The following is a 21,293-nucleotide window of genomic DNA, read 5'->3' as shown; positions in this document are numbered from 1 at the left end:
TTTATCGGACCTTTCATTTCTGGAGTCCGCACCATGAGTGACACATTGCTGAACATCCCGTGCACCACCATCAAGGGTGAGCAAAAGACCCTGGCCGACTTCGCCGGCAAGGCCGTGCTGGTGGTCAACACTGCGAGCAAGTGCGGTTTCACCCCGCAGTACAAGGGCCTGGAAGAACTGTGGCAGACCTACAAGGACCGGGGCCTGGTGGTGCTGGGCTTTCCCTGCAACCAGTTCGGCAAGCAGGAGCCGGGCAACGAAGGGGCCATTTCCGAGTTCTGCGAGCTGAACTACGGCGTCAGCTTTCCGCTGTTCAAGAAGATCGACGTCAATGGCGCCGAGGCGCATCCGCTGTTCGTGCAACTGAAAAAACGCGCGCCGGGGGTACTGGGTTCCCAGGGCATCAAGTGGAACTTCACCAAGTTCCTGATCGGCAAGGACGGCGCGCTGGTCAAGCGTTTCGCCCCGGCCACCAAGCCCCAGGACCTGACCGGCGAGATCGAAGCCCTGCTCAAATGACCGACCTGTTCGCCGATTCGCTGAAACTCGACAGCCAGCTGTGCTTCAAGCTGTACGCCGCCTCGCGGGCCGTGGTGCGGGGCTATAAGCCGATGCTCGACCAGTTGGGGCTGACCTACCCGCAGTACCTGGTGATGCTGGTGCTCTGGGAATGGCAGGCCACGCCCCCCGAGCTGCCGACGGTCAAGGCGCTGGGGGAGCGCCTGGCGCTGGATTCCGGGACCCTGACGCCGTTGCTCAAGCGCCTTGAACAGCTGCAACTGGTGCAGCGCCAGCGATCGTCCCGCGACGAGCGCGAGGTGCACCTGAGCCTGAGCGCGGCCGGCCTGGCGCTGCGCGATCAGGTGCCGCCGCTCAAGGCGGCGCTGTTATGCGACAGCGGGGTCGACCTCGACAGCCTGAGCGAATTGCGCCATGGCCTGGACCGGTTGCTGGCCCAGGTCAAAGCGCCGTCGTAGTCGGCACCCAGAGGTCCAGCAGGGCAATCAGCTCTTCACGGCGGAAGGGCTTGGACAGGTAGTCGCTCATGCCCGCGGCCCGGCAGCGCTCGCGCTCTTCGGGCATGGCATTGGCGGTCAGGGCGACGATCGGCAGGTCCGGCCAGCGGCCGCTGCGGCGGATCTGCCGACTGGCCTCGTAGCCATCCATCACCGGCATGTTGCAGTCCATCAGCACCAGGTCGAAATGCTGGTGCTCCAGCACGTCCAGGGCCTCGGCACCCTGGGAGGCGACCGTCACCTCGCAGCCGAGCTTGCTCAACATGCCTTTGGCCACCAGTTGGTTCACCGGGTTGTCCTCCACCAGCAGGATAAAGGCGCGGCGCAGGGGCACCAGGGTTTCCAACTGGGTTTCATTGATCACCGCGGTTTCGGCCAGCAGGGCCCGGCGCAGGGTCTGATACAGGGCGTTGCGCGCCAATGGCCGCGCCTGTTGCTGCAACGGCGCCAGGGCGCTGGCTTCTTCGCTGGGCAGGAAACTGCCGTAGGCGGTGACCAGCAGAATCGGCGCGCTGATGCTCGGGCGCAGGCCGAACAGGCATTCCGGGCAGTCGGTGATCAACAGGTCCGGCTTCTGCCCGAGCAGTGACTCGTCGAGATCGCAGCGCCGATACTCCAGCCCCCAAAACGGCAACTGCACGCTCAACAGTTCGGCCAGGCCGCTGCCTTCGGAGGTAATGGCCAGTACCTGGCCGTGCAGCGGCGGCGGTGGGCTGGCTGGCGTGTGGCAGGGCAGCGGCAGGTCGGCACAGAACTGGCTGCCGAAACCCACCTCCGAGCTGATGCTCAGGCGCCCCTGCATGGCTTCGCAGAGGTTGTAGGTCAGGGCCAGGCCCAGGCCGGTGCCGCCGTATTGCCGGGTGATCCCGGCACCGGCCTGGGTATAGGGCTGGAAGATCTTCACCTGGGCCTCGCGGGCGATCCCGATGCCGGTGTCGCAGACTTCGATCCTGACCCCGTCCTCGAACGTACGCAGGCGCACATCGACACGGCCGAAGCGGGTGAACTTGAGGGCGTTGGACAGCAGGTTGCTGACGATCTGCCGCACGCGCGTGGGGTCGCCGAGGACCAGGGCCGGAAACTCCGGCTCGATCAGGCAGGCCAGCTCGACGCTCGGCGCGGCGTTCTGCGACAGCAGGTTGGCGGTGTCTTCCACCAGTACCCCGAGGTCGAAGGGGATGCGCTCCAGCTCCAGCTGGCCGGCGTCGAACTTGGACATGTCGAGAATATCGTTGAGCAGCTCCACCAGCACTTTGCCGGAGTCGTGGGCGATCGACAGTTGCTGGCGTTGTTCGGCGTTCAGCGGGCTGTCCAGCGACAGGGCGATCATGCCCAGCAGGCCGTTGAGCGGGGTGCGGATTTCATGGCTCATGTTGGCCAGGAAGGCGGCACGCGCCTGGGCCATGTCGAGGGCGGTGCTACGGGCGACTTCCAGTTCTTCGTTGGACTGGCTCAGCCGGTCGTTGATCGCCTTGAGCTCGGTGGTGCGCGCCGAGACGATGTTTTCCAGCTGCCCGAGATAGTCGGTCAGGCGGTTTTCGGCATTGCGCCGTTGCTGGATCTCGGTGGCCATGTTGTCGAACTGCTGGTTGGCGACCTTGACCAGCACGCCGATCTCGTCCTGTTCGTGGCTGGGCGGGAAGTCCAGCCGGGTCTGGTCGGGGCTGCGCGGATCGCGCCCGCTGAGTTCGCGAATGACGCCGACCAGGGGTTTGGTCAGCATCACGTAGAACAGCGCCAGAAGCAGCCCGGTGAGGATCAGGCTGCGCACGAAACCGTTGATCAGGGTGATTTCCGCACGGCGCAGGAAGCGGCTGCCGAACGAGTAGGTGTCGACTTCCAGGTGCAGGACGCCGAGGGATTCCGAGGGCAGGTGGTCGAGGTACAGGCGGTCCTGGAACTCGCGCTTGGCGCCGAATAGGAAGTCGCTGAGCATCCGGTAGGAGCTTTGCTGGGCCGGCCGGGTGACGTTGGCCAGCAAAGTGTCGTTGTTGTCGATCAGCCGGGCGCGGATGATCGCCGGCGAGCGCAGCAGGCCGAGCGTCAGCTCCTGGGCGAGCTCGGCGTCGATGTTATAGGCGATACGCGAGGCCGGATTGTGGCTGATTTCCAGGAGTGCGTTGATTTCCCGGTTGATGGAGGCATCTTCACTGGCATAATCGATGCCGATTTGCAGCAGACTGAGCGCCGTCCCCAGGACAAAACCGACCAGCACAGTGAGCCTGGCTTGCTTGTAAGACAGGCGGTTGGTGAACTTGATGTCCATGGGGTGTTGAACCAATTTCCGTTTCCCTTCGCTGGGCAAGCATAGCTGATCATCAGTGTGTGCCGGCAGGGCTCGGCGCCGTTCGCCTGCGGTAGACCTGGCATGCGCAAGGTCGTTGCGTCTGCGTGCCACATCATTACTGGGAACCTGCCCGAGGAGAAGTCGTGGAATCTCGATTGAATGCTTTTCTTGAGCGCGCCGATGCGGTTCTGGCGCGTATCGAGCCGCTGTTGCCCGCGCCGCGACAAGCCATCGACTGGACCCAATGCCTGGCCGCGCGCTGGCAGCGTGAGGGCCGCAGCGGTTTCCTGCTGCCGCTGGACGTCAGCCTGGACATGCGCCTGTCCGACCTGATCGGGGTCGATAACCAGCGCGACCAGCTGGGGCGCAATACCCGGCAGTTTCTCGACGGCCTGCCGGCCAACCACGCCTTGCTGTGGGGCTCGCGCGGCACCGGTAAATCGTCGCTGGTCCGCGCGCTGCTGGCCGAGCATGCCCAGCACGGCCTGCGCCTGATCGAGATCGAGCGCGATCACCTGGCCGACCTGCCGCGGGTGGTGGAGCAACTGGTCAAGCTGCCGCAGCGTTTCGTGCTGTTCTGCGACGACCTGTCGTTCGAGTCGGGCGAGGGCGACTACCGGGTCCTCAAGAGCGTGCTCGACGGCTCGCTGGAGCAGGCCCCGGACAATGTGCTGCTGTACGCCACGTCCAACCGCCGGCACCTGGTTCCGGAGAAGGAAAGCGACAACGAGAACTGGAAGCGCGTCGATGGCGAGCTGCACCCGAGCGAAGCGGTGGAAGACAAGATTGCCTTGTCGGACCGTTTTGGCCTGTGGTTGTCGTTCTACCCCTTCACCCAGGAGCACTACCTGAACGTGGTCGAGCACTGGATCGGCGAGTTGGGACGCAAGGCGGGCCTGCAATGGCAGCGTGACGAAGCCCTGGACATCCTCGCCGTGCGCTGGGCCACCGGCCGTGGCAATCGCAATGGTCGCTGCGCGTATCAGTTCGCGCGCTACTGGGTAGGTTTGAAGTTGTTGGAGCAAAAAGCATGATCGATCTGCAGAACACCGGCAAAGGCCTGGACGGCTATGCCTTGCTGTGCGCCCAGCTGGAATCGTTGCTGGCCGACGAGCGCGATTTCATCGCCAACGCCGCGCAATTCTCGGCGTTTCTGTTCAACCAGCTGGACGACTTGAACTGGGCCGGGTTCTACCTCAATCGCAACGAGGAACTGGTGCTCGGCCCGTTCCAGGGCCAGATCGCCTGTGTGCGCATTCCCTTCGGTCGTGGTGTGTGCGGCGCGGCCGCGGCGAGCCTGCAGACCCAGCGGGTCGAGGATGTGCACGCGTTCCCCGGGCATATCGCCTGCGACAGCGCTTCCAACAGTGAGCTGGTGGTGCCCCTGGTCAAAGAAGGGCGGCTGATCGGCGTGCTGGACCTGGACAGCCCGAAAATCGCCCGTTTCACCCTCGAGGACCAGGCCGGCATCGAGCGCCTGGCGGCGATCTTCCTGCGCCTGACCGACTGCTGAGCCTCGTCAGACCCTGAGCCCGGCCTTGCCCAGCACGGCCTCGGGGTCTACCCCGTCGATCTGCTGCGGTTCCATGAAGCGGTCAGCGTACTGCTGGTAGATCCCGGTCTGGATGAACAGCTCGAACAGTTCCGGATCGATATGGGCAGTGCGGCACATGGTTGCCATGATGCCCAGCGCTTCGCTCAGGGTCTTGCCTTTCTTGTAGGGACGGTCCGCCGCCGTCAGGGCTTCGAAGATATCGGCGATCGCCATCATCCGCGCCGGCAGGCTCATCTGCTCCCGTTTCAGCTGCTTGGGATAACCGCTGCCATCCATTTTCTCGTGATGGCCGCCGGCGATCTCGGGAATGCTGCTCAAGTGGCTGGGGAAGGGCAGATGGTTGAGCATCAGGATGGTCTGCACCATGTGATGGTTGATCACGTAGCGCTCTTCCCGGGTCAGCGTGCCTTTGCCAATGCTCAGGTTGTACAGCTCGCCACGGTTGTATTTGTAAGGCGGGACATCGAGCTTGAAGCCCCAGGGATTGTCCGCCGGGATCAGCTCGGCGGGGTTGCGTTCGATCAGTTGCTCGGGCTTGTCGGCCAGCAACTGTTCGGTGACCGGCAGGGTCGGCGCCGGTGTGCGTTGCTGGCGGTGGTTTTCTTCCCATGACACGCCCAGGCGGTCGTCCAGCGTCCGGCTCCAGGTGCGCTGGGCGATCCTCGCCAGCCGTTGCAGATCGGCCTCGCCCATGGCTTCGGTGCCCAGGTTGCAATGGGCGATAAAGGCAAAGTCGTCGTCCAGTTCCACCAGGCTTGCATCGCGGGTCGCGGCCAGGGAAACCTCATCGCCACCCTGGGCGCGAGCCTGCCAGTAGTCGATCCAGGCATCGCGCTTGAGCACCTCGACGCGGGTGCGGATTTCATGGATACGGTCGTTCAGGGTTTCCAGCTTGGTGGCCTTGTCGACCACGTACTCGGGGGTGGTGATCTTGCCGCAATCGTGCAACCAGGCGGCGATATGCAAGGCCTCCCACTCATCTTCGCTGGGCTGGTAGGTGCTGAACGCCGGCTGCTGGCTGGCCGCGGCGGCCTGGGCGAGCATCAGCGTCAGTACCGGCACCCGCTGGCAATGCCCGCCGGTGTAAGGGCTCTTGGCATCGATGGCCCCGGCCAGCAGTTGGATGAAGGCGTCGAGCAATTGTCTTTGCCGGTTCTGCAGGCGCTGGCTGTCGATGCTGACCGCCGCGGCGCCGGAAACCGCCTGCAGGAACGCGACGCGGTCCGGGCCGAGTTTTTCCAGGTCGGCTTCCTGGCCGCTATCGGCCAGCAGCAGCACAAGGATGCCGACGGTTTCGTTGTGGCGATTGTGCAGGCGGATACCGATCAGGTGCACGCTGGGGCAGTTCATCGCCAGCAGCACGCCTTGCAGGTCGGCCGCCTGCTCGAACCCCAGGGTCGTGACCAGGCTCTCGCCGTTCGCCAGTTGCCGCAGCCATGCGGGGCTTGCCTCGTGCTGGATGTCCTGGCTGCGTACATCGAACGCCTGCAGGTCCTGGACAACATCGGCGATGATCAGGCCGTGGGGCTTGAGGTTCATGCCATCGTTTTCGCGCAGGTAGATCAGCCCGGCCTGGGCCTGGCCGATCTTCATGGTTTCAACCAGCACCCGTTGCAGCAGCGGGTCGAAGCGGGTTTCCGCGGAAAGGCTGGCGGTGATCTCGAAAAAGCTGGCCAGGGTTTCCTTCATGCGGGCCATCGACACGCTTAACTGGTCGATTTCCAGCACGGGTGAGCGGCGGGTCAGCGGGTAATCGAAATCGAAGCTGCGGATGGCATCGGCTTCCTGCACCAGGGCGCGCAGCGGCCTGACCAGCACGCGCGAGGTCAGCCAGCCGAGCGGCAGGCACAACAGCAGAATGCCCAAGGTGATGAGCGCGCCTTGCCAGCGCAGGCGATAGGCATCCGTCAGCAGCTCGTCCTCGGGCACCAGCAGCGCCAGCTGCAACCCACCGGGCCCACCTTCCTGCAGGTGCTGGCTGGCAACTATCCATTGGCGATCCCCGAGCCGCAGGCGGTTGCCCTGGGCCTTGCCTTGCAGCAACGCGTCGAGAGCCGGGTTCAGGTCGTTGGCGCGGATCAGCCGGGCGCTCTGTTCTTCGACGATCAGGCGACGGCTGTCCGGGTAGGCCACGGCATGGCCATTGCCATCCACCAGAGCGATTTCGGTGCTGGGCGTGACCCGATGCTTGGCCAGGGTCGCCGAGAGTTGTTCCAGGGTCAGGTCGGCCCCGATCACCGCCTGGTTGCCGCTGCGGCGGGCGAGGGTGGTGCCGACGTTGCGGGTCGAGAAAAAGACGTAGGGCTCGGTGGTGATCTGATCGGTGTCGTCCTTGGCGCCCGCAAACCAGTTGCGGGCGCTCGGGTCGTAGGATTCCTGGGGGTTGTCGCGGCGGCTGACGGGGCCGAGGCTGGCGTCGTAGAACAGCGACTGCGAATGCAGTTGCCCGGTGTGGCGGTCTCGCTCGATGCTCCAGACTTCGTAGGCCGCGGCTTCAGGGGCCTGGCGAGCTTGTTTCAAAGCCTGGGTGCGCAAGGGCCGGACCATGAAAAAATCCCCATCGGCATAACCCACATAGAGTGAGGCCAGGTCGGGGTTGTCCTTGAGCGATTGGCTGAAAGGCCCAAGCAGCGCCAGGCGTTGCTCGAGGTCGCCGGCCTGGATGGCCGGGTTGCCCACCAGCAGGCTGAGCAGATGGCGAATCGGTTCGTAAGTCGCTTTCAGGTCCAGTTGCACGTCCTGTTCGATGCGCTGGAACAGTTTTTCACTGCTGGAAAGGATGATGCGGGTGGTCTGCTGGTAATTGAAAAAGCCCAGCACCACGCCGGTCAGCAGAAGCAGGCAGGTGAACATCACGCTGATATGCACATGGAGAGGAAATCGGCGTTTATCGAATGACAGCGTGCTTGGCATTGCAGCTCTCTCCAGGGGGCGCGTGATGCGCAACTCAACGTTTGAGCATAGTTAAGGCAGGTGCATTGCGCTCAGGGGAGGCAGCTCCGGGGGGGCGTTGCGAATTGCATTGCCATGAGGCTTTTGGGGCCGACTGACAGGATAGTGGCTTTTTGATATTTACCTGGCAACTAGCCGCACCACAAGTTGCTGCGCTGGTGATGGGGATCAGGTCGTGGCCGGGCTGTGCTGTTGATCGATTTGCCACAGCAGGGCCCGTTCGAGCTTGAGCATGGCCTGTTCCAGGGCGGTTCTGCGCTGCATCAGGGTTTGCCTGTCCGCGTCTTGCAAAACAGCCTGCTCAAGGGCTTCGCACTGCGTTTCAAGCTCTTTTGCCTGCACCATCAGGGCCGAGCCCTTGATCTTGTGGGCGAGTTCCGCCAGTGCCTGGGGCGGGGGCTCGCAGGGCAGGGCCATCAGTTGCTGGCGGTCCCGGTAGCTGCAATGCAGCAGTTCGGTAAGGATGCGCAGGGCGAACTGCGGTTTGCCGCGGGACAGGGTGCGCAGCGCCTTCAGGCTGAACACGCCATTCCAGGGCCGCGGTTGCAGGCCCGCCAGTTTATGGCCGAGGGTCGCCAGGCCGACAGGCTTGAACAGGCAGTCATCGATGCCGGCCTGTTCGCACTGCTGCCTCTCTCGCGGCCTGGGGCTGGCGATCACCCCCAATACCCGGCAAGCCGCGCGGGACTCCAGGCGTTCATGCTCGCGGATGGCGCGGACCAGGTCGTAGCCGTGCATACCCGGCATGTTGCAATCGACGATGAGCAAGTCGAAGAACCCCTTGCACCAGAGCTCGAAGCCTTGCTCGACGTCTTCGGCGGTGCGGCAACGGTGCCCGAGAAAGTGCAGTTGTTCGCTCAGCAGCAGGCGGTCCGCCGCATGGTCATCGATCACCAGTACGTTCAAGGCCTGGGTGGCAGGGGCAATGAGTGGCTCGACGAGGGGCGCGGGTTTTCGCGCTGGCTGACAGGCCAGCGGCAACAGGACCCGGACTTCCGTGCCTATGCCCGGCTGGCTGGTCAGTTGCAGCGTGCCCTGCATGAGCTCGCAGAGGTGACGGCAAATGGTCAGGCCCAGCCCTGCGCCGTCAGGTCTGGATGGGGTGCGAGCCTGGGCCTGGAAGAAGGGTTCGAACAGCCTGTGCTGATCCTGCTCGTCGATGCCGATGCCGCTGTCCGTCACTTGCAGCATCAGCCGCACCTGTTGCGGCTGTGTGGCCGCTTGCAGGTCGAGATGGATTTTGACCTGACCCTGTTCGGTGAACTTGATCGCGTTGTGCAGCAGGTTGCCCAGAACCTGCTTGAAACGCAGTGGGTCGAGCAGCACATCGACTGGCTCGACGCTGGAGTGGACGGTCGGTAGCAGCTTGAGGTGCTTCTCCCGGGCCTGGCTGTCGAACTCCCTGACGATGGATTCGACAAGGGCGCGCGGCTCGAGCCATTCGGGCGCCAGGTCCAGGCACCCCGATTCGATGCGGGCGATATCGAGGGTGCCGTCGACCAGGCCCTGCATCGCCCGGGCCGAGCGATAAGCCATTTCAATGACCGGACGATCCTGGGACTGGCTGTCGGAGCGCTGCCGCAGCAGTTCCAGCGCACCGATCAGGGCATTCATGGAGCGGCGCAGTTCGTGGCTGGTGCTGGCCAGGAAAGCGCTTTTCGCCAGGCTGGCTGCTTCGGCCTGTTGTAGGGCGGCCTTGAGGCTGTCGCTGAGCCGATGGCGTTCGCTGATATCGACCCAGCCGCCGATGATGCCCTGGACCTCGCCGTTCGCGTCCCGGTAGGGCAGGACCCAGTGCTGGACGGTCAGCTCCTCTGTGTTCAGGCGTAGTGGCCGGTCACGCAGCAACGGGCTGTCTTGCGCCATGACGCGCTGGTAGTCGGTGTGATATTCGCGGGCCTGCTGGGGATCGTCCAAAAGTCCCTGCAACAGGCTTTTGCCGATGATCTCTTCGCGCCGGGCGGCGAAGCTTTCCAGGTAGCTGGCATTGCAGCTTTGCAGCAGGCCCTGGCGGTCGCGCACGTAAGTCGGATGCGGCACGCCGTCGATCCAGGCCTGCATGAAGGCGAGCTGCTGCCTGAAGTCATGGGTGGCCTGTTGCTGCTGGGTCAGTCGCCGGTGCAGCCAGGCATTCCAGCCCAGGGACGCCAGCAGCGGCACGCCGAGCACCAGGCCTGCGAGCAGGAGCAGCCCGCGATGCCCGTTATCGAGAGGCGGGGCGGTGGCCGATTCAAGACAAGGCGCCGTGTCAGGGCACTGAGGGAGGGATGTCATTGCGGACTCTGGTTGCCCGGCCTCGACCAGGCCAAACAACAGGAACAGCGAAACTGCCGTGGCCGTCAGGGTTAAATAATAAAGAATGGGTTTGAACATCCTGTTTCTCACACCAGTTCGTGACGTTGTGCCAACTCGATAAGTTCCGCCATGGAAGTCGCGCGAAGTTTGTGCATGATTCTTTTTTTATAGGTACTGACGGTCTTGCCACTGAGAAATATGCTGTTGGCTATTTGCGTGCTGGTGCTGCCCTTGGCAAAAAGTTGCAACACCATCAATTCCCGATCGCTGAGCAACATCAAGCGGCTCAGTTCGTTGTTTGTCGTTTCATCCTGACGCGGCGTTTGCAGGGCATGACTCGGAAAGTAGTTGTAACCACATAGCACCGCCTTCATGGCGCTGAGCACTTCGCTCAGGTCTTCCTGCTTGCACACATAGCCGCAGGCCCCGGCCTGCATGCAGCGCGCGGCGAACAGGGCCGGCGATTGCGCCGTCAGCACCAGCACCCGCAAGGACTTGTCCAGGGCGCCGAAACGCAGCAGCAGTTCCAGCCCGTCGAGCTTGGGGATACTGATATCGAGCACGATCAGGTCCGGCATGCTGTCGCGAACCATTTGCAGGGCATCGACACCGTTATCGGTTTCGCCGACGACTTTATAACCCTCATGTTCCAGCAACATGCGGATGGCCAGTCGGATAACGGGATGGTCGTCGATGATGAAAACAGAACTCATGGTCAAACCCGTGGAAATAAATACAGGTCTGGACCTTAGCGCAGGCAGGACAGTGGATATATGCGGGTTAAGGCGGGGTTGGGGACAATAAGGCAGTTCTTACATGAAAGACGGTTTCGGATTACAGCAGTTTTTCAGTTGAAAGTAGGAATGAGTATCCAGCCATGTAAAAGGTAAGGAGATGTTGGAGGTTTAGTGCACTTTTTCGCAGGGCAATAAAGGGCGCTGAGAAGAGAAGGGAGCCAGGCAAGGCTGCCCCCCGTTCATGGGGGGCAGCCGCTCACGGAGCGCTTGCCTCAGGGCGCTTTCTGATCGATGCCGGCCTGCAGCAGCTGGCTGTCGCTATGGCCACCGACGCGCAGCGGCCCCAGGTTGAACGCCTGGTCGTTGCGGGTGGCGTCGTCCTGCTTGCGGGTCAGCTCATCCTTGGCGCCGAGGACCAGGTTGACCGGCGACTTCGACAGGTTGAGCCCGACGTCGGCGCGGTAATCCGTGCCCGCCAGTGCGGTGCTCTTGACGGTCGAGCCGCCGAGGTCGACCTTGCCTTCGCTGGCGCCGATCCGTGCACCGCTGAGCTGGGTTTCACCCGACACCTGCAGGTTGACCCCGCGGCTGCCACTGATGCCAGAAGCCTCTGCCACGCTGTCCTTGCTCTGACGGCTGACATTCAGGTTCAGGGTCGGCGTGTAGGAGGTGTTGCCGCTCTTGTCGCCGAACAGCACGCCTTGCGCGGTGTTGGTCAGCTTGCTGCCAGCGCCGGTTTTCTCGCTGACGGCGTAGCTGTCGCTGGTTTTCGGCCAGACCCGTTCCTTGAGGCTGGAGAAGCGATCGCCCAAGGCTTCGGTCTTGTCGGCGAGGTAGCTCTTGGCTTTGTCTACGCCGCGACCGAAGGCGCCCTTGGGTTCCGGGTTGACGTCATAGCTGCCGCTGCGGGTGAATTTCTCGCCCAGGCGTTCCTTGGCGATTTCGGCCTTGTTCACCAGGTTGTCCTTGGCCGCAGTCAGGCGTTCGGTGCCTTTGTCGACGACGTTTTCCAGCTTCTCGCGGTGCTTGTCGAAACCGCCTTCGGCCTTGGCCTGCAGCTTGTCCTTGAGCGGGCCGGTCTGTTTGGTCAGCTTGTCGACCACACCAGGCTGGTTTTTCTCCGCGTCCAGGCGGGCGTCGAGGTTGACCGTGGTGCTGCTGAGTTGGTCCTTGCGGCTCTCTACCTTGAGATCGCCACCGATCCGCCCATCGACCTGATTGGCGTCGATGCGCGCCCCCGCCAGATGGGTGTCGCCGTTGCTATTGAGCGTCACCTGGTCGGCCTTGATCAGGCTGTTGTGCTGGGTGGTGCTGTGCAGTTGCTCGACGTCGATCTTGGCCCGGGCGTGGATACCGCGATCGGTTTTCGGCGAGTCGTGTTCGCCGGCGTCGGCCCGGGTGGTCTTGCCACCGTTGCCGCCGGCACCCAGGGTCAGGCCCCAGTTGTTGTGGGCCTGGGTGGACTGCGCCGACTCCTGGTAGATCCCGCCCTGGTCGGCGCTGAGGGTGACACCCTTGGCCTCGATCTGGGTGCCTTGCAGGTGCAGCGCGGTAGTGCTGTCGGAGCCGCTGGCGAGTGTTACCTGGCCATTGCTGTGCAGTTGCCCGCCGGTCTGGCTCTGGTCCTGTTCCGAGACCCGGCCGATGTTGAAGTTGGCGCTCAGGTTGGCGCTCTTGCCGCTGCTCTGCTCGCTGCTGGTCTTGCTGGCGCCGCCCGTCAGGCCGCCACCGAGGTTGCTGCCCTGGCTGCTATGGGTATCGACCGCGGCCTGCAGGTCGAGCTTGCCGCCGGCGTTCAGGTTGATGTCGCCGGTCTTGGCGGTCTTGCTGCCGATGGTGGTGCCCTGGAGGATCAGGTCGCCGCCGCTGGTCAACTCGATCGGGCCCTTGCCCTGGATAGTTGCCACCCGCGCCTGGCTGTCCTGCTGATCCAGGCGCTTGTGGTCCAGTTGTACGCCGGCGCCGAGGTTGAGGTTATTGCCGTTGGCGCCCGGTGCGCTGCCGACGGTGAGCGAGGCATCGCCGCGCAGGCTGGAGTCGCTGCTGTTCTGCCGGTCATTGGCCTGGTTCAGCGCCAGTTCGCCGCCGCTGTGCAGCTTGACGCCGGCGTCGCCGCCATCGAACCGGCTGCCTTCGTACTGGCCATCGCCGTTCAGCGCGATGTCCACACCCTGTTTGCCCACATAGCTGCCGACTACCGCCTTGCTGCTGTCGCTGCGCTTGTCGCTGCTGCCGCCGGCGCCGCTGCCACGCACGTTCACGTCCTCTCCAGTGGTGGTGTAGACCCGCACGCCGGCCTTGGCGTCCAGTGCCTGCTCGCTGCTGCTGTGGGTATCGCTGGCGGCCTTGGCCACCTGGCTGCCGGCGTCGATCTTCAGCGCACCTTGAGTCGCCTCGTAGCGGCTGCCTTCATCCTGCAGCTGGCCGGCGACCTTGACCTCGACCTGGCCACCCGTGAACTGGCTGACCACGGCGGTGCTGCCTTGCTCGGTGCGCTGTTTGTTCTGGTGGCCGACTTCCACGTCCAGGCCAACATTGGGTTGTTCCAGGGCATCGAGCAGGCCCGGTTGATGGAACTTGCGCTGGGCCACGCCTTCGATGGCTTTTTCCACCGGGCGGGTCAGGCCCTTGTATTCGACGTTGGCGCCGATATCGGCGCTCCAGGTGTTTTCCTTGTGGCTGGTGGACTCACTGTCGTGCGCCGCGCGGTTGTCGACCTGCTCGGCCTTCACCAGCAGCTTGTCGCCGGCCTTGACCTGGGCACCCTCGGTCACCAGGGCGTTGCCGGCCTTGATGGTCAGGTTGCCGGTGGCATTGATGCCGGTGGTGTTGGCGGTGCTGCTGTCATGGGTGTCCTGGGTACTGCTGTGGGCGAACTCCACACCGTTGCCGGCGCGGTCCAGGCCGCCGGTGTAGTAGAAGCCGCCGCCGGTGGTGCGGGTGTCGGTGCTGCTGCTCTTTTGGTCGTGATCGGCCAGCAGCTCGACCTGCTGGCCGCTGAGGCTGGCATCGCCGTGGGTGGCTTTCAGGTCGCCGCCCTTGATGCTCAGGTTGCCCTTGGCAGCGACTTCCAGGCTGCCGCCGCTGAGGCTCGAACCCTGTTGCTGGGTGTCGTCGGTCTTGACCGTTTTCTGCTGGTCTTCGTAACGCACGCCGGCGCGGTATTGCCGGGTGCCCGGGGCGTTTTCCTTGGCATAGGCGTCGAAGCCACGGGTGTGGGTCGTTTTTTCGCTCTGCGTGGTGTCCTGCGCCGAGTCGATCTTGATGTCGCCGCCAGCCTTGGCTTCGAGCTTGCCGGTCGCGGTCACTTGCGCGCCGCTGATGGCGATGTCCTTGGTGCTTTTAAGCTTGAGGTTGCTGTCCGAGCGCAGGTCGCTGGTGACGGTGGTGCTGTCTTTGCGGTTCTGCCGGCTTTCGTCCTTGGTGATACCGAAGAACTTGCTGTCCTTGCTGTAGCTGTTGTCGTGAGAGCGGTCCTGCACGCCGTCGATGGTCAGCGAGCCTTTTTCGCTGATCACGCTGGCCTGCTTGCCGCCGCGGGCCTGGCTGCCGCTGATGCGGACCTCGTCGGCCTTGACGATCAGGTCGCCCTTGGCATTGACCTTGCTGCCCTTGTTCAGGGTCTTGCCCTTGTCGCCGTCGCCGTTCTTGCCGAAGAAGCTGCCACCGACCAGGTCGCCGGAGTAGGACTTGTCGCTGTTGCTCTGGGTGCGGCTGGCGCTGGTGATGTCCACCTGGCGCCCGGTCAGCTGGATATTGGTGCTGGCCAGTTCGGCGCCCTGCAGTTGCAGTTGCTTGCCGCTGGTCAGGTGCAGGTCGTCGCCAGCCTCCAGTTGGCTGGTGATGCTGCGTTGCTCGCTGCTGGACTTGTCCCAATCGGCTTTCCACAGGTGTTTGCGGTGCCGGCCCTGATCGCGTTGTTCGTGGGTTTCGGTGGCGGCGGTCAGGCGCAGGTCGGCACCGCTGTCGAGCGTCAGGTTTTTTTCCGCCTTGATCTGGCTGGCCTTGATTTCGGTGTTGGCGCGGGCCTTGAGCTCGGCATCGCGGCGGGCAGTCAGTTGGTTGCCGTGCTGACGGCTGTCGCTGTCGGTCAGGGTACGGTCGTAGGTTTCCCAGGTGATGCCGATGGTGCTGTTGTGCCACTGCTCGCGCTTTTCCTGGAGCTTGCGGCTTTCGATGGCGCTCAGGGTGAGGTTGCGCCCGGCGTCGAGCTTGATATCGCGAGCGCTGACATCGGTGGCGGCGAGGGTCAGGTCCTGGCCGCTGCGCAACTGCACGTCGCCCTGGCTGCTGTGCACGCCGGCACGGATGGCGTCGAGGCTGTCGGGCCTGGCCTGGCCGCTGATGTGCAGGTCGCCGGCGGAGGCGATATCCACCCCGTCGCGGCCTTTGACCTGCACCGCGCCGACCCGCACGCCCGCGCCTTCGGCGGTGCTGACAATGTTGATGCGTCCGGCCTGCATGGCGCCGAACAGGCTGGCGTCGATGCGCTGCTCCTGGGTGTTACCGGCCGGGTCGGTGCTCAGCACCTTGCCGCTGGCCGGGTCCACGCGGTTGCGCCCGACGGTGAGGTTGAGCTGGTCGCCGGCCGTAAGGTCGCCCTGGCTGTCGATGCGTGGGGCGATCAGGTTGATGCTGCCCTTGGTGTTGCTCAGGCCTCGGCCCTCGACCGTCAACTGGCCCTTGGCGTCACGGGTGCTCAGGGCTTGCAGCTTGCCGTCGTTGAGCTCGGGGCGGCCGACCAGCAGGCTGGCGTTCGGCGTATTGATGAAGCTGCCGCCGTTGACCGAGATGCCGTTGGGGTTGGCCAGCACATAGTCGGCGGCGCGGCCGAAGATCTCCTGGGTGCCGTTGAGCGCCGAGGCGTTGCGGCTGATCACCTCGTTGAGAATCACGCTGGCGTCCTGGCCGTGGAACTGCGGGTTGGCAGCCAGCTGCCCGGCCAGTTGCGAGGCGCCGGCTTGCAGGGAGTTGTTCAGCACCACGCCCTGGCGATCGACGTTGTAGTCGAGGAACTGGTTATGGGAGAGCCCGGCGCCATTGGGCGCGACGATGTTGACGATAGGCACGCCGTTCTGGTTCTGCAGCTGCGGGATGCCGCCCGGGCCCGGGGCCACGGTGATGCCGCCGGCCAGCGCCTGCGGCAGATGGGAGACCAGAAGCAGGCTGGCGATGGCCAGGCGCAGTTTGCCCCTGGGGGACAGGTGAAACACAGATGTGTTGTCGGGCATAAGAAGCTCTCTATGTGTGGGCCGAGTGGCAGTGCGCGTTGTTCGTTGCAACGCTGCTGTGGTGTTCAGGCTCGGCTGTTTTTTTCAGGCTGATGCACGGTTCGCGGAACCTCAGATCTGCACACTCAGGCGGGTCAGCCAGGTGGGCGATTCATGGTGGAAACGGTCGGGTGTTTCCAGGCTGTGCTGGTAGTCGACGTCGACTTGCACGTTCTTCCAGCTCAGGTTCAGGCCGATGCTGGCGCTGCTCAGGCGCTCGCTGCTGGCGCCCTCTTGCGCCTTGATCCGGCCGTGGTCGAAGGCCAGGCGCGGGGTCAGCTTGACCGGCAGATCGTTCTGCAACGGCAGGCGCAGGGTGTTGCGCCAGATCCCGCCGATGGCGCCCGAGGCGCTGTTTTCGCGATAGCCGCGCACGGCGGAGTCGTCGGTGCCCAGCAGTTGTTCGATGGCCGGCAGCGGGTCGGGGCTGTACTGCAGCGACAGCTGGCTCTGCCACTGCCAGGGCTGGCTGCCGAAGCGGCCATTGCGCCATTGGCTGAGGCTGGCGCGGTACTTGCGGAACTGCGCCTGCGGCAGGTTTTTCTGCACCTGTTGCGAGTCGCGGTCGGCGCCGAACCAGGTCAGGCCCTGGGCATAATTGATGTCGAGGTTCCACACCGCGCTGTCGAGCCAGAACAGGTTGAGCCCGGCTTCGGCCACGGTCAGGGTCGGGCTCTGGATGCCCAGGCGGACCTTCTCCAGGTAGCTGTCGACATCCTTGTGGGCCAGTTGCAGGTTGGCGCTCAACTGGTGGCCCTGGTCGCGCCACAGCACGCGGTCGGCGCGCAGGCTGAGCAGGTCGGTGCGCCCGCTGTTGTAGAAGGTCACGCTGCTGAGCTTGAACGGCGCACGGTACTCGGCATGGCTGGCGAACAGGCTGTAGGTCCAATAGCCGTAGGGGATCGAGTAGAAAACGCTGGCGCTGCGGCTGTAGCGCGGACCGTGATTGAGGGTGTCGCTGAAGTTGAGGTTGAGCGCGTCGTTGAGTTGCAGTGGGCTGTCGAGGCTCAGGTTGACGGAGTTGCGATCGCGCCCGGTACTGGCGCTGCCGAGGTTATCCACACCCAGCCCCAGGGCCCAGCGCGAAGCGCCGCTGCTGCGCGAGCGCAGGATGATCCGCGAGGCGCCGGGCTGGCTGCCGGGGGCGATATCGGCGGTCAGGTCGAGGGAGCGCAGGCGATTGAGCTGGTCCAGGCCCTGTTCCAGGTCGCGCAGGTTCAGCGGTTCGCCGAGCATGCCGGGAAAGGCCCCGGCCAGGGAAACCGGCAGGCTCTGGTCGGCCAGTTCGACGGCCTCGACATACCCTTCGTCGACCACGATGTCCAGCGAATGGCCGGCGGCGGGGGCGCTGCTCAGGTAAGGGCGGCTGGCGATGTAACCGGCCTCGACATAGATCCGGGTGATCTGCGCCAACAGGCGGTTGATCCCGTTCACGCCCATGCAGGGCGCGATATAGGGTTCGAGCTGGCGGTTCAGCCGGTCTTTCTTGAACAGCGTGACACCGGCGATCCGCGTGCCGCTCAGGGCCCAGCACTGTTCATCCTCGCTACCCTGGGCGGTTTCGGCGGGAGCCACCGCCGGCGTACCGAAGCTGCCGCGCTGCAACTGGCGCTGGCGCTGTTCCAGCTGCAGTTGTTGCAGGTCGCGCTGTTGCTGTTGCTGCAGGCGCAGGGCTTCTTGACCCGGTTGTGGCATATCGGCGGCGGCCACGGGCAGGGCCCCGGCCAGCAGCGAGAGCAGCAACCAGCCGCGCAGGCCAGGGTGACAGCTTGGGTGACTTGAGGACGTATAGGGCACTCGACATCCTTAATAGTGGAAAACGGATGAGGAAGTGCGGGAACAACTTATCGACACGGATTCATTCCGTGTACTCACTTCCATTTTGACGCTTGAGTCCTGGGCGCGCTCTTTGTTACAGCGAGAGGTGAAATTATTTTGCAAATGCCTGCTGAACTAACAGGTGAAGCCGAAGTTTTAGTGTAGGTACTTAGTTCGCTTGCTATTTGTTTTTTGCACCGATCACTCGGGCAGGGTCATGAAAGGGGAACGATCTGTCGCGGAGTGAAATTAATCCTGGTTAACCCATTACGGTTCGAGACTAGCGGAAACGATAAAGTTGATTTGTACGGAATTTGTAATCGTGGTGGATCCGTAGGGGCCTTGTGCTGCAAGGGTTTCTGCCTGAAGGCTAGGCAGATGTATCGAAAGGTAAAGGTAGGATGTTTGGTTGTGGCGTTAACGATCTGTTTAATTCAGCCTAGTTGGCTTGCTTGTCGGGCGGCATGTATCGGTCAATATCGCTAGTTATAGAGCAAGTGCTCTAGCTGGGCGCGGTTGCGTGGAATATTGTCGATCTGGATGGTGTCTGGCGAACTTGCTGGAAGTGAACGGCACTCTCAATGCAGTGTGAAATGGCCGGGATCTCAAAGTTGAAGTAACGACGGTGTCCGGTTACTGCCTTACAACAGACTAGGGGAATCCCTTAGTTGTCGACTCACGAGAAACCGCCCGAACGGCCACCTCGATAACGCGAGGTAGCCGCTCGACGGCGGGTCATTGCGGGCTGGAACGCCCGGTCATTTCCCGGGCCATTTCGCTGGCGTAGCTGTCGGTCATGCCGGCGATGAAGTCGATCATGCGCAGGAAGGAGGCATGCAGCGAGCCGTTCGGATCCGGCGCGTTGTTGCCCAGCAGGTCGAGAATCCGCCGGTTCTTGAACGACGGCGTGCGTCCGCCGTGTTGTTCCAGCGCGGCGCCGCAGAACGAATTGAGGAGGATTTCCAGGGTGGTGTAGGCGCCGATCTCGTGCAGGGTCTTGCGCTTGTCCTGGAAGATCTTCTTGCGCGCAATGTCCTTGGCATTGAGCACGCAACGCTTGGCCGGGCCGTGCATATGCTCCACCAGATCGCCCGGCAGGGTGCCGCTGAGCAGGGCGTCCTGCTGTTCGACGAAGGCCCGGGCGGCGGCGTTGGTCAGGTGCTCGATGGCCTTGCCGCGCAGGATCGCCAGCTTGCGCCGGCGCGAGTCCCGCGGGCCGAGCTGGCGATAGGTTTCCGGCAGGTCGTCGCCCACCAGCCCGAGCAGCAGCGACTCGACTTCGGCATAGTCGAGCAGCTCCATCTCCAGCCCGTCCTCGAGGTCGATCAGGGCGTAGCAGATGTCATCGGCGGCTTCCATCAGGTACACCAGCGGATGTCGGGCCCAGCGTTGTTCCTCGAGTTGCGGCAGGCCGAGCTTGGTGGCGATCTGTTCGAGCAACGGCAATTCGCTCTGGTAGCAGCCGAACTTGTGCTTCTTGTAGCCCAGGGAGTCGGCGTGGCGCGCGGTCCAGGGGTACTTCAGGTAGGTGCCGAGGGTGGCGTAGGTCAGCCGCGTGCCGCCGTCGAACTGGTGGTATTCCAGTTGGGTCAGCACCCGAAACCCCTGGGCATTGCCTTCGAAGTTGAGGAAGTCGTTGCGCTCGTTTTCGTGCATGGCGTCCAGCCAGCCGCGCCCGGCGGCCTGCTGGAACCAGTGGCGGATCGCGTCTTCGCCGGAGTGGCCGAACGGCGGGTTGCCAATATCGTGGGCCAGGCAGGCCGATTGCACCACCATCCCCAGGTCGCTGGGTTCGCACCACTCGGGCAGGGCGTCGCGAATGGTCTCGCCGACCCGCATGCCCAGGGAGCGACCGACACAGCTGACTTCCAGGGAGTGGGTCAGGCGCGTGTGGATGTGGTCGTTGCTGGACACCGGGTGCACCTGGGTCTTGCGGCCCAGGCGGCGAAAGGCACCGGAGAAGATGATGCGGTCGTGGTCCTTGTGGAAGGGGCTGCGGCCCAGTTCTTCAGGGCTGTGCAGCGGCTTTCCGAGGCGTTCACGGGTAAGCAGGGTATGCCAATCCAAGGCGGGGTCTCTCCGTCGAATGACTGATGGGCTAGCTTCCCGGTTCACGCCAGCGCCTGCAAGGGGAATACGCTGAATAACGGGGCTGACCACGCACGCCACTAAAGCCCCGCGGCATCGATATCGATCAGCAGCAGGCGCTGGCCATTGTCGAAGAACTGCCCGGCAGTCAGGCAGTACTGGTTGCTGGTGGCGTCGCGGTAGGTGTTCGACAGGGTCAGCCGCCGCTCGTCCCAGCCCTCGGCCAGCAGGTGGTAGAAGTACGGACGCCACGACCAGTTGTGGCCGACGTAGCTGTGGTCGGCCTGCCAGCGGTCGTGGCGCCATTCCAGGTTCGGTGTCAGCTGGGTGCCGTGGCGATCGCATTGATAGAAGCGCAGCAACCAGGGAAAGGCATCCAGCTGGGGCAACCGTTCGATCGGGGCCCGGGCCTGGGCCCAGTCCTGCAGCAGGGTCATCAGCTCCGCGAGTTGCTGGCGCATCTGCATCAGGCGTCCGCGCTCGGCCAGTTTCTGTTGCACATAGCGCTGGCGCACCCGGGCAAAAGGCGCGACGAAAGCGTCGCTGGCGAAGAACGCCTGCTCGGCCCGGGCAAACAGGAAGCCCTGGACATACCGCGAGCCGCATTCCAGGGCGAAGTTGAGTTCGGTTTCGCTCTCGACCCCCTCGGCGATGATCCAGCAGCCGGTTTTCTCGGCCATTTGCGCCAGGGCCTTGACCACGTCGCTGCTGGGCCCGCCACGGGCCGCGGCCTGGAACAGGCGCATGTCGAGCTTGAGAATGTCCGGTTGCAGGGCCAGCACCCGGTCGAGCTGGGAGTAACCGGCACCGAAGTCGTCGATGGCGATCCGCACGCCGGCTTCGCGGTAGCGCGCCACCACTTCGCTCAGGCGCTGGCTGTTGCCGCTCAGTTCGGTGATTTCGAAGACCACGCGCCGCGGATCGACGCCCTGTTGCTGCAATTGCCTGAGGCTCGGCAAGGGCTGGCCGGCGCGCAGGCGGCTGATCCAGTGGGGCGAGATGTTGATGCTCAGGAACCAGTCGGCGGGCGCTTCATGCAGGCGGCCCAGGGCGTCGGCGCGAATCAGCCGGTCGAGCCGCCGCAGGGCACTCGAGGAGGTCCGGGGATCGTTGAACAATGGGCCGACCGACAGCAGTTGGCCGTTCGGTTGGCGCAGGCGGCCCAGGGCTTCGACACCGGCAATACGGCCGGTGGCGGTGTCGATGAAGGGTTGAAAGCAGGCAAGCGGTTGCCCGTCGATCACGGGGCCTCCTTGGTTGATCTTGTTGATTCTG

Annotated in this window: 12 protein-coding genes; 4 read left to right on the top strand and 8 right to left on the bottom strand. The window is 63.9% G+C overall.

Annotated elements, in window-relative coordinates:
- Positions 1–33 precede the first annotated feature (33 nt).
- Positions 34–519 carry a glutathione peroxidase gene (locus CXQ81_RS23315; RefSeq protein ID WP_007931440.1) on the top strand — a complete coding sequence of 162 codons (486 nt, stop codon included), beginning with the start codon at positions 34–36 and terminating at the stop codon, positions 517–519.
- Complete coding sequence (locus CXQ81_RS23310; protein ID WP_087092769.1) at positions 516–977, top strand: MarR family winged helix-turn-helix transcriptional regulator; 462 nt, start codon at positions 516–518, stop codon at positions 975–977. The genes CXQ81_RS23315 and CXQ81_RS23310 overlap by 4 nt, the downstream gene beginning before the upstream one ends.
- Here the strand turns inward: CXQ81_RS23310 and CXQ81_RS23305 are convergent.
- Positions 961–3,282, bottom strand: a complete 2,322-nt coding sequence (locus tag CXQ81_RS23305; protein ID WP_101338701.1) for a response regulator — start codon at positions 3,280–3,282, stop codon at positions 961–963. The two genes, CXQ81_RS23310 and CXQ81_RS23305, sit on opposite strands and share 17 nt — an antisense overlap.
- Before the next feature lie 164 nt (positions 3,283–3,446).
- Here CXQ81_RS23305 and CXQ81_RS23300 point away from each other — a divergent pair, with 164 nt between their 5' ends.
- Both CXQ81_RS23300 and CXQ81_RS23295 read left to right on the top strand, forming a co-directional pair.
- Complete coding sequence (locus CXQ81_RS23300; RefSeq protein ID WP_007931443.1) at positions 3,447–4,337, top strand: ATP-binding protein; 891 nt, start codon at positions 3,447–3,449, stop codon at positions 4,335–4,337.
- Positions 4,334–4,816: a GAF domain-containing protein gene (locus CXQ81_RS23295; protein WP_085531688.1), complete on the top strand. Its 483-nt coding sequence runs from the start codon at positions 4,334–4,336 to the stop codon at positions 4,814–4,816. The genes CXQ81_RS23300 and CXQ81_RS23295 overlap by 4 nt, the downstream gene beginning before the upstream one ends.
- Before the next feature lie 6 nt (positions 4,817–4,822).
- Here CXQ81_RS23295 and CXQ81_RS23290 read toward each other — a convergent pair whose 3' ends face one another.
- The 7 genes from CXQ81_RS23290 to CXQ81_RS23260 form a co-directional block, all read right to left on the bottom strand.
- Positions 4,823–7,771, bottom strand: a complete 2,949-nt coding sequence (locus CXQ81_RS23290) for an HD domain-containing phosphohydrolase (RefSeq protein WP_101338700.1) — start codon at positions 7,769–7,771, stop codon at positions 4,823–4,825.
- A 207-nt stretch (positions 7,772–7,978) separates the two neighbouring features.
- Positions 7,979–10,084 (bottom strand): ATP-binding protein, encoded by a 2,106-nt coding sequence (locus CXQ81_RS23285; protein ID WP_256593415.1) that lies wholly within the window; start codon positions 10,082–10,084, stop codon positions 7,979–7,981.
- A 107-nt stretch (positions 10,085–10,191) separates the two neighbouring features.
- A complete protein-coding gene (locus CXQ81_RS23280; protein WP_009044936.1) occupies positions 10,192–10,818 on the bottom strand; it encodes a response regulator transcription factor in 627 nt (208 codons plus the stop codon).
- Positions 10,819–11,114: 296 nt separating this feature from the next.
- Positions 11,115–16,073: a hemagglutinin repeat-containing protein gene (locus tag CXQ81_RS23275; protein ID WP_101338698.1), complete on the bottom strand. Its 4,959-nt coding sequence runs from the start codon at positions 16,071–16,073 to the stop codon at positions 11,115–11,117.
- Positions 16,074–16,184: 111 nt separating this feature from the next.
- A complete protein-coding gene (locus CXQ81_RS23270) occupies positions 16,185–17,807 on the bottom strand; it encodes a ShlB/FhaC/HecB family hemolysin secretion/activation protein (protein ID WP_256593491.1) in 1,623 nt (540 codons plus the stop codon).
- A gap of 858 nt (positions 17,808–18,665) precedes the next feature.
- Positions 18,666–19,997 (bottom strand): deoxyguanosinetriphosphate triphosphohydrolase, encoded by a 1,332-nt coding sequence (locus CXQ81_RS23265; RefSeq protein WP_007923253.1) that lies wholly within the window; start codon positions 19,995–19,997, stop codon positions 18,666–18,668.
- A 101-nt stretch (positions 19,998–20,098) separates the two neighbouring features.
- The gene (locus CXQ81_RS23260; protein ID WP_101338696.1) at positions 20,099–21,262 is read right to left on the bottom strand and encodes an EAL domain-containing protein; all 1,164 of its coding nucleotides are present in this window, start codon (positions 21,260–21,262) and stop codon (positions 20,099–20,101) included.
- Positions 21,263–21,293: the final 31 nt, after the last annotated feature.

The sequence above is a fragment of the Pseudomonas sp. 09C 129 genome, from assembly GCF_002843625.1.
In the GTDB taxonomy this organism is placed as follows: Bacteria; Pseudomonadota; Gammaproteobacteria; order Pseudomonadales; family Pseudomonadaceae; genus Aquipseudomonas; species Aquipseudomonas chlororaphis.
This window is presented reverse-complemented; position numbering and strand designations above follow the sequence as displayed.

Excerpts from the sequence above, each read along its gene's own strand:
- CXQ81_RS23310 (WP_087092769.1), top strand. The coding sequence starts at position 516 with ATGACCGACCTGTTCGCCGATTCGCTGAAACTCGACAGCCAGCTGTGC.
- CXQ81_RS23305 (WP_101338701.1), bottom strand. The coding sequence starts at position 3,282 with ATGGACATCAAGTTCACCAACCGCCTGTCTTACAAGCAAGCCAGGCTC.
- CXQ81_RS23280 (WP_009044936.1), bottom strand. The coding sequence starts at position 10,818 with ATGAGTTCTGTTTTCATCATCGACGACCATCCCGTTATCCGACTGGCC.
- CXQ81_RS23290 (WP_101338700.1), bottom strand. The coding sequence starts at position 7,771 with ATGCCAAGCACGCTGTCATTCGATAAACGCCGATTTCCTCTCCATGTG.
- CXQ81_RS23275 (WP_101338698.1), bottom strand. The coding sequence starts at position 16,073 with ATGCCCGACAACACATCTGTGTTTCACCTGTCCCCCAGGGGCAAACTG.
- CXQ81_RS23295 (WP_085531688.1), top strand. The coding sequence starts at position 4,334 with ATGATCGATCTGCAGAACACCGGCAAAGGCCTGGACGGCTATGCCTTG.
- CXQ81_RS23315 (WP_007931440.1), top strand. The coding sequence starts at position 34 with ATGAGTGACACATTGCTGAACATCCCGTGCACCACCATCAAGGGTGAG.
- CXQ81_RS23270 (WP_256593491.1), bottom strand. The coding sequence starts at position 17,807 with ATGCCACAACCGGGTCAAGAAGCCCTGCGCCTGCAGCAACAGCAACAG.
- CXQ81_RS23285 (WP_256593415.1), bottom strand. The coding sequence starts at position 10,084 with ATGACATCCCTCCCTCAGTGCCCTGACACGGCGCCTTGTCTTGAATCG.